At 59.7% G+C, this 13,027-nt stretch carries 11 protein-coding genes; 7 read left to right on the top strand and 4 right to left on the bottom strand.

Going from position 1 to position 13,027, the window contains the following annotated elements; genetic code table 11:
- Positions 1-22 precede the first annotated feature (22 nt).
- A complete protein-coding gene (locus tag DHV10_RS01595; protein WP_162601113.1) occupies positions 23-1,756 on the top strand; it encodes an alkaline phosphatase family protein in 1,734 nt (577 codons plus the stop codon).
- Positions 1,757-1,789: 33 nt separating this feature from the next.
- The gene (locus DHV10_RS01590) at positions 1,790-2,704 is read left to right on the top strand and encodes a dihydroorotate dehydrogenase (RefSeq protein WP_109484566.1); all 915 of its coding nucleotides are present in this window, start codon (positions 1,790-1,792) and stop codon (positions 2,702-2,704) included.
- Positions 2,705-2,732: 28 nt separating this feature from the next.
- On the opposite strand, the gene DHV10_RS01585 is transcribed toward DHV10_RS01590, so the two are convergent.
- Positions 2,733-3,260 (bottom strand): DinB family protein, encoded by a 528-nt coding sequence (locus tag DHV10_RS01585; RefSeq protein WP_109484565.1) that lies wholly within the window; start codon positions 3,258-3,260, stop codon positions 2,733-2,735.
- A 314-nt stretch (positions 3,261-3,574) separates the two neighbouring features.
- On the opposite strand from DHV10_RS01585, the gene DHV10_RS26875 reads away from it, so the two are divergent.
- A complete protein-coding gene (locus DHV10_RS26875) occupies positions 3,575-3,823 on the top strand; it encodes a hypothetical protein (RefSeq protein ID WP_162601112.1) in 249 nt (82 codons plus the stop codon).
- Positions 3,824-3,850: 27 nt separating this feature from the next.
- On the opposite strand, the gene DHV10_RS01570 is transcribed toward DHV10_RS26875, so the two are convergent.
- Positions 3,851-4,060 carry a hypothetical protein gene (locus DHV10_RS01570; RefSeq protein ID WP_162601111.1) on the bottom strand — a complete coding sequence of 70 codons (210 nt, stop codon included), beginning with the start codon at positions 4,058-4,060 and terminating at the stop codon, positions 3,851-3,853.
- Positions 4,061-4,187: 127 nt separating this feature from the next.
- On the opposite strand from DHV10_RS01570, the gene DHV10_RS01565 reads away from it, so the two are divergent.
- From DHV10_RS01565 to DHV10_RS01550, 4 genes are read left to right on the top strand one after another with little or no spacing between them, the layout of a single operon-like run.
- Positions 4,188-4,811, top strand: a complete 624-nt coding sequence (locus DHV10_RS01565) for an NAD(P)-dependent oxidoreductase (protein WP_109484562.1) — start codon at positions 4,188-4,190, stop codon at positions 4,809-4,811.
- Between the two features lie 57 nt (positions 4,812-4,868).
- Complete coding sequence (locus DHV10_RS01560) at positions 4,869-6,023, top strand: glycoside hydrolase family 88/105 protein (protein WP_109484561.1); 1,155 nt, start codon at positions 4,869-4,871, stop codon at positions 6,021-6,023.
- Between the two features lie 49 nt (positions 6,024-6,072).
- A complete protein-coding gene (locus DHV10_RS01555) occupies positions 6,073-9,258 on the top strand; it encodes a WD40/YVTN/BNR-like repeat-containing protein (protein ID WP_239461245.1) in 3,186 nt (1,061 codons plus the stop codon).
- 53 nt (positions 9,259-9,311) lie between these two features.
- Complete coding sequence (locus DHV10_RS01550) at positions 9,312-9,836, top strand: hypothetical protein (RefSeq protein WP_109484560.1); 525 nt, start codon at positions 9,312-9,314, stop codon at positions 9,834-9,836.
- A 37-nt stretch (positions 9,837-9,873) separates the two neighbouring features.
- Here DHV10_RS01550 and DHV10_RS01545 read toward each other — a convergent pair whose 3' ends face one another.
- The gene (locus DHV10_RS01545) at positions 9,874-11,682 is read right to left on the bottom strand and encodes an alpha-amylase family glycosyl hydrolase (protein ID WP_162601110.1); all 1,809 of its coding nucleotides are present in this window, start codon (positions 11,680-11,682) and stop codon (positions 9,874-9,876) included.
- A 63-nt stretch (positions 11,683-11,745) separates the two neighbouring features.
- Positions 11,746-12,918 (bottom strand): Gfo/Idh/MocA family protein, encoded by a 1,173-nt coding sequence (locus tag DHV10_RS01540; protein WP_109484558.1) that lies wholly within the window; start codon positions 12,916-12,918, stop codon positions 11,746-11,748.
- Positions 12,919-13,027 lie beyond the last annotated feature (109 nt).

Here is a 13,027-nt window from a genome sequence, read left to right as displayed (position 1 = left end):
GCGGGCTGTTTACAATGGCTGCATGTTCCTGCGCCCTGGTTGTTACTTCCGCACACTGGCCCTCTGGCTCGTCTTTCTTCTCTCGGTTGCTCCTGCAGTTCCGGTCCACGCACAAGAGTATGTCGGCAAGCCGAATCTCGTCGTGATCATCGTGATCGACCAGTTTCGCGGCGACTACCTGAACCGGCAACAAGCACGATTCAAGGACCGCGGGTTCAACCTCTTCATGAAGGAGGGAGCGTGGTTTACGGACTGCTACTACGACTACGCAAATACAAAGACTGCTCCGGGACACGCAACTATCGGCACGGGTGCGTACTCTGACGGGCACGGCATCGAGTCGAACGAGTGGTGGGACGCCTCGCGATCTGACGAGAAGAAGGTGACGTCCGTAGAGGATGAGCGCTACCAGCTGGTTGATATTCCCGCGGCTTCGATACCGGCTAACGCTCCCGGCGCGCCGATGGATGCAGCGAAGTATCTTGTCGGTGCGTCGCCCCTGAACCTGCGCGCCTCTACGCTGGGCGACGAGATGCGCCTGGCTACCCAGGGCAAGGCGAAGGTGTTTGGGGTGTCGTTGAAAGATAGAGCCGCCATTCTGCCGCCAGGACATGCTGCTAACGGCGCGTTCTGGATCGATGCTGCCAGCGGGCAGTTCACTACATCGACCTATTACATGGAGCATTTGCCGGAGTGGGCGCGGCAGTTCAACTCCAGCGGACGCATTGCAGAAGCTGAGCGTGAAGCCAACGTCGAGAATACAACGCAATTCTTTGAGCTTGTGGGCAGAACCCCTGCAGCGAACAGCTATGAGTTTGACTTTGCGAAGGCACTGATCAAGGGCGAGAACCTGGGGCAGCGAGGTGTGACAGACCTGCTGACGATTTCGCTCTCGGCGAATGACATTCAAGGCCACCAGATGGGGCCTGATTCGGACTCTGAAGATCAGATGATTCTTGCTCTCGATGGCCAGTTCGACAAGTTCTTCTCGTGGCTGGACCAGAACATCGGCCTTAACAATGTGTGGCTTGCGCTCAGCGCGGACCACGGTATCGCGCCGATTCCTGGCGAAGCCGCCCGGCTTGGAATGAACTCGGCGATGCTGACCATGACGAAGGTCTACGACCGTCTTGAGCAGGAGTTGAACAAGCGGCACTCGCCGGGGGCGCACGTCACGTACCTCATGCCCGGACCGGAACTGCCCTATATCAATCTGAACAGAGGTGCGTTCGAAAAGGCGCACATTACCGAGCAAGCCGCTGAGGAAGAGGTCGCGGCGCTGCTGCAGGAGGCGATCGAAGCGCAGAACCCTGCGCCGCCTCCCTTCATGCAGGCCGGCAAGCCTGACCGGACTGAACCCTCGCAGCACCGTCTTCCGCCTGCTCCGCAGTTTGGAGGCGCGTATACGCGATTGCAGATGGCTTATGGGCAGCTTCCGCAGACGGAGATGGGCCGCGAGCTTGCGCACAGCTATGCCTACCACGGCAACTGGTTCGTCATGCTGCTGCTGGGCGGGTATCAGATGGAGGACATACGGTCATACGGCGGCACAACCCACTTCAGCCCCTGGTCGTACGATCGTCATGTGCCGCTGGCCTTCTACGGCAGCCCATTCGTTCCTGGCGAGTATCATGAACGTGTGGCTCCCGTTGACCTGGCAACCACGTTCGCTGCGGAACTGGGCATCAATTTCCCCTCCGCGGCTGTTGGACGTGTGCTCACCCAGGCGCTGAAACCGGAGCACGCGAAACAGTAAGGGTCGAGGACAAAACCGCGCGTGAAACCCGACATGAAAGTGCAGTTCGCTGGCATCGAGTTGACCAGCCCGGTCATCGCCGCCAGCGGCACTTTTGGTTACGGCATCGAGTTTGAGGAGATCATCTCGCTCGAGCGCATCGGCGCTTTTGTCACAAAGGGTATCTCGCTCGAACCGATTCAAGGGCACCCCGCGCCGCGCATCATCCAGACCGCGGCGGGCATGATCAACGCGATCGGTCTGCAGAACATTGGCGTGGCCGAGTTCATTGAGAAGAAGCTGCCGGGGCTTCGCAATTATCCCTCGTGCAAGTGCATCGTGAATGTATTCGGCTACACCGTGGGCGAATACAAAGGGGTGGTGGAACGCCTCAACGACGCGGACGGTATTGCGGCGTACGAACTGAATGTGTCGTGTCCGAATGTGCACGCAGGCGGGATGGCGTTCGGGTCGGATTGCGGCTCGCTCGAATACCTGGTGCGCGAAGTGAAGGCTGTTGCGAAGCGGCCGATCATCGTGAAGCTCTCTCCCAATGTCACCTCGATTGGACAGATGGCACGCACATGCGCGCAATCGGGAGCAGATGCCGTCAGCCTGGTGAACACTTTCCTGGCGATGTCGATTGATGTGGAGACGCGCAAGCCGCGCCTGACGAATGTGACAGGAGGCCTGTCCGGGCCGGCGATCAAGCCGATCGCGGTTCGCATGGTCTATGAAGCGTCAAGGGCGGTGACGATTCCGATCCTCGGGCTGGGTGGAATCATCACGGCTGAGGATGCGGTGGAGTTCATGCTTGCTGGAGCGACGGCGATCCAGGTGGGAACGGCCAGCTACGCGGATCCGCGCGCCACTGAGCGGCTGGCGAAGGGCATGGAGTCCTGGTGCCGCAGCCATCACGTTGAACGCGTGGCGTCGTTGACGGGATGCGTGGAGATTCCGCAGAAGTAGGCGGTCGCAAGGGTAAGACGGTGCCCGTCTAGTCGGGATCCAGATGCCGGGAAGCATTGCGCAGGCGGGCAAGCTGGAAGCCGTGATGCACAAGATGCACCGACAGGAAGTCAAGCACCGCCGGCATGTCCATCCACCCGGCAACAGGGTGGCGGAACACAGCGACTCCCGTATAGCTCTGGAGAAGGCGTTGAAGGTTTTGATCCAACTTCGTTCGGATCTCGTCCCACTCCGCAACAAGCGCTGAGAACTCAGCTTCTTCGGCGGGGAGAACCATACGAGCCGACGAAGGAACCTTGACCTTCCGGCCGGTTCGGAATAACGCGCACAGAAGACGATTCTTGAGCCGATCTGTCATTCCGAAGCGGTGATACTGGCCATCGTTGCGGTAGATGACTGCCAGAATTTCACGTTCGGTGCGAATGAGGTGATCGAGCATGTTGAGCGCCGACCATTCATTGGCAGAGGGGTGAAATGCCAGCTGCACAGGGGACCATCTATTCAGCTCACGCAGGAGCTCGTGCTTTTGCTCTTCCAACGTTGAGAGGCTGGTCATGGCGATTCAGTCCACCTGTTGAAGGATATTCATCAGTAAAGATTCGCCGGGCCAGCGTTTCAGCTCTGATTTGTGGTTTCCTGCGGCGTGTATTTCTCTCGCGTGGAAACAATGTGCGGAAGTATGTGTGAGATCAACGTTGGCGCCCGCCTGGTCTCGTGAGATAAGTCGTTTTGTTCAGCGGTTTCGGAACGGTTCTGATGACGATGGTCGCAGTTGAGAAGAGAAATCGTAATCGCGGGGTTACCACGGAATCGTTCCAGCCGGCGGCACTCGGTGTAGTGTTAGGACCAGCCAGATCCGCTGGAGGTCCGATGATTCTCGCGACGCGATCCGCTCCGAGCATTCTCCTGCTGTTGTGCAGTACGACCGCAATCCTGATGACGCTGACCGGCCTAGCATTTCTGCTGGCGACGCACGTGTTTGGCGGATTCAGCCACGGCCAAAGGCTGATCGGCCAATCCGATGCTATCTCGGTTGCTCTCATTTTCGGCGGGATTGCCGTCGCGCTCAAGACGATCGAGATCAGCGTGCAAGCGGAGCGCGAATCGTCACTGGAGTAGCGCGTCCTCTCCCTGCCGGCGAACCGGCTACTTTTCCAGATCTGTCAGGTCAGCCAGGTTTTCGTATTCCTCGGCGGAGATCTCCGGAGCCGGATCGATCGGATCGTACCCTTCAGGGAATAGCTCGCTATACTCCCGCGTAATCACCCTTGTAGCCTGCTCATCCGTGATCGCTTTGCCGCGCTCTGCTGCAGCTGCCTTCAATTTTGTAACAACGTCGCCCCAAGTCTCTGCCATAACCATGTGATGCGTATGGCGCACCTGTGGCACACTCCTGATGCTCGTCGTGGAAGATATTCTGCATCGATCGAACGTGCTCAGCAATCGAACCACGTGGAAAACATACGGTTGAGGTGAAGCATCCATGAAAGTCGTCCTTTACGGCGCAAGCGGCAACGCTGGCTCGCGTATCCTTCGCGAACTGCAGTCTCGTGGTCACGACGTGACCGCAGCCGTCCGCAATCCTGAAAAACTGCCCGCCGGCACCAAATCCGTTCGCGATGATCTGGGCAGCGTTGAGCGGATTGCGGAGATTATCTCGGGGGCCGATGCCGTGGTCAGCGCCTATATGCCGCCGCCGGACGACACGGACCAGCTGGTGGCTGTCACCGGCCAACTTATCGAAGCAGTGCGCAAAGCAGGCGGCCCACGCTTAATCGTGGTCGGCGGCGCAGCCTCGCTGGAAGTGGCGCCGGGCGTCACGGTTCTCTCGTCCGGGCATTTGCCGGCCGCATGGGTTCCGATCGCAACGTCGCATGCCAAGGCGCTCGATCTGCTCAGGGGGTCCGACATTCCGTGGACCTACTTCAGCCCGGCGGGTTTTTTCGAGCCGGGACAGCGCACTGGGAAATTCCGTCTCGGCAAGGATCAGCTCGTTACCGATGTCAAGGGCGAGAGCCGCATTTCGTTTGAGGACTACGCCGTCGCTCTGGTGGATGAGCTCGAGAAGCCGGCTCACATTCGGGAGCGCTTCACGATCGGATACTGAGGCTGCGGGCTGAGTCTGGGCAAGGGGCGGGCGCACTCTTGTAATCTCATCTGCGAGATGAAGAAACCTCGCCTGGCACTTGCTCTGGCTCTGCTGGTACTCACGGTAGTCCCGCTCTCGCAGGCTCAAACCACCACCCGTCCACCGTTGGATGAGCGAACGGCCGCGGGCGATCAGCCGGATGATCCCGGCCCGCTTGCGACTGGGTTGTCGCCAAAGCTGAAGCATCGCGACATTACGAGAGCGATGAAGCTGGTCGCCGACTGGCAGATCAAGCACTCCGAAGGCCGCTACAACATCGACTGGACCTACGCCGCTCTGTACGATGGCCTGCTTGCCGCGTCGAAAACGACGGGCGATGAGAAGTACCACAACCGCGTACTGCAGGTCGCGCGCGATTACAAATTCCAGCTCGGTCCGCGCTTCGCTCATGCCGACGACGAGGCCGTCGGGTTCACGTACCTCACTTTCTACAGCGAGAGTCACGAGGCTGAAGAGCTCTATCCGACTCGCGAAGGAATGGACAAGCTCGTCGCGCGTCCCGACGAACCCGGGAAGAACCTCTGGTGGTGGTGCGACGCGCTCTACATGGCTCCCAAGGTGCTGGCGCAACTCTCTACGGCGACCAGCGATCACCGCTACATCGACTTCATGGATCATGAGTGGTGGATTACGTCGGGAGCGCTTTACGATCCCGCAGAGCGCCTCTACTATCGCGACGATCGCTACCTGACGCAGCACGAAGCGAACGGCCAGCAGGTTTTCTGGTCGCGCGGCAACGGCTGGGTGCTTGCAGGGTTGGCGATGGTTCTGGATCGCATGCCGGAAAACTACCCGACGCGCGCGAAGTACGTGGAGCAGTACAAGCAGATGGCGGAGCGCATCGCAAGCCTTCAACCTGCAGACGGGTTGTGGCGGGCGAGTTTACTCGATCCCGGTTCGTATCCCAACCCGGAGGTCTCAGGTACCGCGTTTTTTACATACGGGCTTGCCTGGGGCGTCCATCATGGGCTGCTCGATCGCAAGAAGTACCTGCCCGTAGCGGCGAAGAGCTGGCAGGGCATGCTGACGCACATCTACGCCGACGGCCGGCTGGGGTCGATTCAGCCGATTGGAGCGGAACCCGGACAGTTCAAGCCTTCCTCAAGCTACGTGTACGGCCTAGGGGCATTTCTGCTTGCGGGATCCGAGCTGAGCAAAATAGCAAGATAGAAACGATCTGTCGTGTAACCCTGCAGGATCTGATTTTCCGGAGGCCGCATTGAAACGCTTGCATATTCTCGTTGCACTTTCGCTCTTCTCCCTATCCGCTTCTGTGCAAGCGCAAGTCGATCCGAAGCTCTTCTCGGATATGCGCTGGCGCGAGATTGGTCCGCTGCGCGCGGGGCGCACGCGGGCGCTCGCAGGAGTGCCAAGTGAGCCGGCGACGTTTTACCTGGGCGCCGTGAATGGCGGCGTGTGGAAGACGACCGATGCAGGGTCAACGTGGCACTCAATCTGGGATGAACAATCGAGCGGCTCGATTGGGGCAATTGCGGTCTCGCTGAGCGATCCGAATACGATTTACGTGGGCAGCGGCGAAGGACTGCAACGGCCTGATCTCTCGACCGGAGATGGGGTTTACAAATCCACCGACGCGGGCAAGACCTGGACGCATCTGGATGCGTTGCGCGACGGGCAGCAGATCGGGCAGTTGGCCATTGATCCGCACGATCCTAATCGCCTTTTCGTCGCCGTCGAAGGACATCCGTATGGCCCGAATCAGGAGCGCGGGCTCTTTCGAAGCACGGATGGTGGAAAGACTTTTCAGCGTGTACTGTTTGTCAGCGATCGCACGGGCGCTTCCGAGGTGCAGATCGATCCGCAACATCCGCAAATCGTTTTTGCTGGTATGTGGCAACGTCAAGAGGCTCCCTGGGAGAACGGTGCGTTTGACGGCACGGAAGGAGGCCTGTATCGCTCGACCGATGGCGGCGACCACTGGACGAAGCTCAGCGGCAATGGACTTCCCGATCAGATTCTTCAGGTCCAGCTCACGATATCGCCGACAAACCCCAAGCGCATCTACGGCGCGATTGCTGCGGTGCACGGACCGGTGGGCATCTATCGATCCGATGATGGCGGCGATCACTGGGTGCACACTCCGGACGATGATGCGCGGCCCGAAGAGCGCATTGGTGGAGGCGATGTGCCGGTGCCGGTTGTCGATCCGAAGGACCCGGATACGGTGTATGTCGCGAGCATCGTCTGCATGAAGTCGACGGACGCAGGCAAGACATGGACTGCGCTGCGCGGCTCTCCAGGCGGAGACGATTATCAGAATGTCTTCGTGAATCCGAACAACACGCGGATCATTGCGCTCGCAAGCGACCAGGGAGTCGTTGTCTCACAGAACGGCGGGGAGTCGTGGGCCGAGTGGTACAACCAGGGCACAGCGCAGATGTATCATGCGACGACGGACAATGCGTTTCCATACCGCGTCTGCGGAGGGCAGCAGGACTCAGGCTCAGCGTGCGTACCGAGCCGCAGCAACGACGGGCGCATCACGTTTCACGACTGGCATCCAGCCGGAATCGAAGAGTATGGTTACGCCGCGCCGGACCCCCTCGATCCGGACATCGTGTACGGCGGCAAGGTGACTCGCTACGATCGGCGCACGGGGCAGATCCAGAACGTCGAGCCGAAGCCGCTGCGCAGCTATCGCGTGCTTCGCACCGAGCCGCTGCAGTTTTCGCCGGTGGACCCGCACAAGCTGTACTTTGCCGCGAACACACTGTGGCTGACGGAGAACGGCGGTAACGACTGGAAGGAGATCAGTCCTGATCTCTCGCGTGAGACGTGGGAACTGCCGGGGAGCGCCGCGGCATATAAGGAATCGCCCGCGGCAAAGGCATCCCGCCGTGGAGTGATCTACGCGCTGGGACTCTCTTCGCTTGATGTGAATCGAATCTGGGCCGGCACGGACGACGGACTGATCTGGACCACGACCGACGGCGCGGCGCACTGGGCTAACGTCACTCCGCCGGAGTTGAAGCCGTTCTGGAAGGTCTTCAACATGGATGCCGGGCACTTCGATGCGCAAACCGCTTACGCGGCGGTCAATACGTTAAGGCTCGATGACATGCGGGCACATCTGTTCCGCACACACGACGGGGGGAAGAGCTGGACGGAGATCGACAATGGAATTCCGAACGGTGCGGCTACGAGCGCGATCCGCGAAGACCCGAAGCGCAAGGGCCTGCTCTTCGCCGGGTCGGAGACGCAGGTCTATGTGTCGTTCGATGATGGAGACCACTGGCAATCGCTGCGACTCAATATGCCGGCGAGTTCGGTACGCGATCTCGAGATCAAGAATGACGATCTGATTGCCGCAACGCATGGACGCGGATTCATCATTCTCGATGACATTACTCCGCTGCGGCAAATCGCAGCGGAGACGGCGGCAGAGGGCGCGCACCTATACAAGCCGCAGACGGCGCTCCGCGTTCGCAACGACATGAATCCGCCAACGCCCTGGCCGGCTGACTTCCCTGCTACGCCGAATCCTCCGGATGGTGCGGTGATTGATTACTATCTTGGGCCGGGGGTCACAGGCGTGGTCTCGCTGGAGATTGCAGACAGCCAAGGCCAGACGATTGCACGATTCAACAGCAACGATCCCGTGCCGCCCGCCGATCCGCGCTATCCCGATCCGATCGTCTGGGCACGGCCAGCACGGGTGTTGTCGTCGGCCTCAGGCCATCACCGGTTCTTGTGGAACATGCAGTATCCGCAGGTGCCCGGGATGTCGACGAGTCCAGACGATGACCTCGCGACGCCGCATAATACGCCGCCAGTCTCAACTGCTCCGTGGGTTTTGCCGGGCGACTATTCGGTTCGACTGACGGCAAACGGAAAGACGCGGACAGAGCCGTTGAAGATCGTGATGGACCCGCGCGTGAAGACTTCGCAGGCAGATCTCGAGAAGCAGTTTACGGCCGCGAAGAAGATGTATGAGGACCTGATCAAGGCGACTGCCGCGCTGCACGAGATCAGCGTTCTGCGTGAGCAAATGGAGGCGCGCAAAGGCCAGCCGGTGGTGGGACAGTCGATGCCGTCGATCGACTCGCGTCTCGATGCGATTGCCGGGCCGGAGCACGGGCCGCGCGGGTTCGGCCGCGGACCGGCGGGGCCGCCAACGCTGGCCTCCGTTCGCATGCAGCTGGCGCGACTCGAGCACTCGATTGAAAACGCCGATGAGGCACCGACATCAGCGCAGATGGAAGCCTTCAGCATTGCTGAGAAACCGCTGGCTGGGTTGATTGAGCAATGGCAGCAGTTCAAGCAGTCCGATCTAAAGGCGCTGAATGCTGCATTGCAGAAGCATCATCTGGGAGCGATCAATCTAGATACGCGGGAGTTCGATCGCAACGGAGAAGATGAATTGGAGATGGGGGACGAGGAATAGCGACGACGAACTGAGACGTATACTTTTGTCACCCGGTGAGGTACTGCACTCCAATGCCTCGAAAGATGAAGGTCGTGATCACGCATCACGAAAAAGTCATCGCAGATACCCTGGCGACGATTCTGCGTCAGTCGAATGTCGACGCAACGGCCTTTTACGCCAACTCAGCTGCGATTGAACCCATTCTGTCAATCAAACCGGACATTGCGATTCTCTGCATCGTTCCGTTGTATGACGAGTTCAATGGGGTATGGGCTGCTGTAGCCGTTCGCGGACTCGTGCCTTCGTGCCACATCATGCTCATACCTGGCGGCTCCGGGGATTGGGTGATTGGCCCATTAACTCTCGCAAGCGAACGGGGCTACGAGTTCGAAATCATACCGGAACCGGTCCATCCTCAAGAATTGCTCGATATGCTGCGAGCGCGAGCGGGCGAGGATATCGAACCGATAGGTTCCCAACGCCCAGCAGCAGCCTCATGGGCGGCACCACAGCAGGAATCCTCACCCTATCCGGTCGCGTCGAAGCGCAGCGGGTTGCTGAGGAAGTTTGCCAGCAGATTCACGAGAGGCAAATAGCTCCAAGACAAACCTGAAAGTCCTTTTCGCACAAGCTTCAACGCACCGAGAAGATCGCAGCGCCTCCCGCTTGGAGCGGAACGAGTACTTTCCCGGCCTGCTGCTTCACTTCGGCCGAAGGAATGGGGAACAACAGGCGGAACGACGTGCACCCTTCGAGGCCGGTTTGCGCGACGGGGATTTCCACCGATCGCTCGGCAGGGTCCTTGCTCAATGCGATGAGAATTCGCTCCGGGCTACCGGGCTTGCATCCGGCGTTGAGGTTTTCGCCGCGCAGAAATGCGAATGTGGTTGTGTCTGCCGTGAGATTCTGCTGTTCGCCGGTTGCGAAAGCTTGGTGCTGAGCGCGCAGCTTGAACAGACCAGTCGTCCACGCGTACATCTCCTGCTCGGCCGCCGTACGGCCTGCGGCTGCAAATGCATCGTGGCTGCTTGATTTGAAGCCGCCGGGGAAGTCCCGCCGGTTGTCGGGATCATCGGCTCCAAGCATTGCAATTTCGTCGCCTGAGTAGAGTTCTGGCGTGCCGCGGAGTGTCGCCAAGAGGACGAATGCAAGCTTGAGTTTCTGGGGAGTTGCGCCCAGCTCAGACATGAAGCGCTTTGTGTCGTGATTGCCGAAGAAGGTGACGAGACGCTCCGGATGTGGATAAAGGTAATCCTGACCGAGAAGCTCTTTCAGCGTCGACATCGGCGTGTTGCGCAGGAGAACGTCGCGAAAGGTGAAGAAGACAGGGAAATCGAATGGCGTGTACAGGCCCGTATCTATGCCCTGATGCTCGACGCCGCCCGCGAAGAACGACGTCAGCTTTGGGTCGCCGTTGTAGATTTCGCCCACGGTGGTGAGCTTCGGGTAGACCGCGTTCAGTTCGCGATGAAACTGTGCCCAGAACTCCCGGCCGACATACGGAAAGGTATCGACCCGGAGGCCATCCAGGCCCGCCGTCTCGGTCCACCAGATTGCGTTTTCGATTAGATACTTCGCGACGAGCGGGTTCTCTTGATTCAGATCCGGCATGGAATCGACAAACCATCCGTGCGTGATGTCCCAGCCATCTGCGGGAGTGACATGCGGGTCGGCGAGTTCCTGAATGTTGTAACGGGTCTGCGTGTGATGCTCGGCTGTGCCATGTAGCCAGTCCGGCGCCGGCGGATCGTGCACCCACGGGCTGTCGAGGCCAATGTGGTTCGGCACGATGTCAAAGACAATCTTCATGTCGCGAGAATGCAGATCACGCACCAGCTTCAAGTAATCGCTGAGAGTGCCGAAATGCGAGTCAACGGCATACATGTCTGCCGCAGCGTAGCCGTGATACGAATCCTTCTCGCTGCCGTTAGACAAAATTGGCGTAAGCCAGAGCGTGGTTGCGCCGAGCTTCTGGATGTAATCAAGGTGCGCATCGACGCCACGCAGATCTCCGCCGTGCCAGCCGCGCGGCGCTGCAGGATCGTAGCCGGGCTGATTGTTATTGGGATCGCCGTCGGCAAAGCGGTCCGTCATGATCAGGTACATCACGTCCGCCGGACTGAACCCCTGATGCCGCCCGGTTTCCGGCTCACGCGGCTTCAACTCCCAGTCAGCGGCGGTAGTACCTTCAGCGCTCGCAGCCGTGATCCGCAGGTGCTGTGCTCCCGCACTCTTCGTTGAGAGCTGCAGGAAGGCATAGTGGCCATTTGCAGACGGCTGCGCACGTTCGATCCGGACACGGCTTCCCCGCACTTTGAATTTGGCATTTTGCAGATTGCGGCCGTACACCAGCAGCATGGGATCGGGCAGCGATGGCCACCAATTTGGCGGGTCGATGCGGCTGATAACGGGCGCGCCGGTCTCGATTGCGAGTGAGATCACCGGGGCGCAAAGGCACGAGAGCACACCAATGAGGAAAGGACATAACGAACTACGCATGGCCACTCACTTGCCTGACGAGACTGGCCAGTTCGTCATTCCGCCGCGACGGTACGCAAGATTTCCGATATGTCCAGCTCTGGCCGCGGCGATGCCGGTTTCGACCGGTGCGTTCGGCTCCTTGCGAGACTTGATGCACTCGAAGAAGTTGCGCATGTGCGTGTCAGTGCCATCCTCGAAACTCTCCTCCTTCAGGATGGGATTACGCTCGTCCTTGACGCCTTCACGGTACACGCCCATGCGCGAACGGTTGATCTTCAAGGTAGCGTCAGTCCCGCGGAACTCGAGGCCTCCGTCGTCGATCGAGGAACTCATCATTCCTTCGTAGACCACGTCGAACTCCGGGTAGCGGAAGGCAGCCTGAATCGTATCCGGGCACTCCCACTGCTTGAAGACGCGTTTGTCGCCGAGCATGAAGGCCGTGCTCGGCTCGTCGGCTTTCATGGCCCACTGCGCCACGTCAATCCAGTGCGTGAACAGATCGGTCATAGCGCCGCCGCCGAAGTTCCAGAACCACCGCCAGCGATGGTACTTTTCCAGCGTGAAGGGCTGATCGGGCGCGCCGCCCAGCCACTGCTTCCAGTCCAGCTGCGACTCATCGATCGGCCTGGGGATCCAGCTCATTCCGTAGTTCTGCCACCAGTAGGTGCGCACCTGGGTGACCTGCCCGAGCGCGCCGCCCTGAATCAGCTCGACTGCATTGCGGAAGTGGGTCCAGCTCCGCTGCTGCATGCCGCATTGCAGAACCTGCTTGCTTCCGCGCACGCTCTTGCGCAGAGTCTCGCCCTCTTCAAGCGTGTGCGTTACCGGCTTCTCGAGGTAGACGTCCTTCCCTGCTGCGATTGCCGCCGAGGCGATGCGCACGTGCCAATGGTCGGGCGTGGCAATGATCACGGCGTCGATGCTCTTGTCGTCGAGGACCTGGTTGAAGTCCATGCACGTCGTCGCATTCGTTGCGCTGGCGCGCGTCTTCACCTCTTCGCGGTGCGGAGTGTACACATCGCTTACGGAGACGATCTCGAAGGGGACGCCGGTTTTTTCCGCCGAGTTGAGCAGCCCGTGCATGCGCCCGCCTGCGCCGATTACGCCGATACGAAGCCGTTCATTGGCGGCGAAAACTCGCGTCGAAGCCAGAGCGGTGATGCCGCCGGCAATCAGAAAGCTGCGTCGATCGATCATGTAGATGTGGTTCTCCCGTGGAAAATTGAGTCGGGAGGATATTAACAAAGCAGGTGTAATGCTGCCCGGGGGAGTTGTGCCGTTCTCCGCAGAGGAATAGGATCGAAGG

Source organism: Occallatibacter savannae (assembly GCF_003131205.1).
Classification (GTDB): Bacteria; Acidobacteriota; Terriglobia; order Terriglobales; family Acidobacteriaceae; genus Telmatobacter; species Telmatobacter savannae.
Note: the sequence above shows the minus strand (reverse complement) of the source record. Positions and strands in the feature narration are given on the sequence as shown.

Coding starts and splice junctions, on each gene's coding strand:
- DHV10_RS01590 (WP_109484566.1), top strand. CDS start 1,790: ATGAAAGTGCAGTTCGCTGGCATCGAGTTGACCAGCCCGGTCATCGCC.
- DHV10_RS01560 (WP_109484561.1), top strand. CDS start 4,869: ATGAAGAAACCTCGCCTGGCACTTGCTCTGGCTCTGCTGGTACTCACG.
- DHV10_RS01565 (WP_109484562.1), top strand. CDS start 4,188: ATGAAAGTCGTCCTTTACGGCGCAAGCGGCAACGCTGGCTCGCGTATC.
- DHV10_RS01595 (WP_162601113.1), top strand. CDS start 23: ATGTTCCTGCGCCCTGGTTGTTACTTCCGCACACTGGCCCTCTGGCTC.
- DHV10_RS01570 (WP_162601111.1), bottom strand. CDS start 4,060: ATGGCAGAGACTTGGGGCGACGTTGTTACAAAATTGAAGGCAGCTGCA.
- DHV10_RS01540 (WP_109484558.1), bottom strand. CDS start 12,918: ATGATCGATCGACGCAGCTTTCTGATTGCCGGCGGCATCACCGCTCTG.
- DHV10_RS01550 (WP_109484560.1), top strand. CDS start 9,312: ATGCCTCGAAAGATGAAGGTCGTGATCACGCATCACGAAAAAGTCATC.
- DHV10_RS26875 (WP_162601112.1), top strand. CDS start 3,575: ATGATTCTCGCGACGCGATCCGCTCCGAGCATTCTCCTGCTGTTGTGC.
- DHV10_RS01585 (WP_109484565.1), bottom strand. CDS start 3,260: ATGACCAGCCTCTCAACGTTGGAAGAGCAAAAGCACGAGCTCCTGCGT.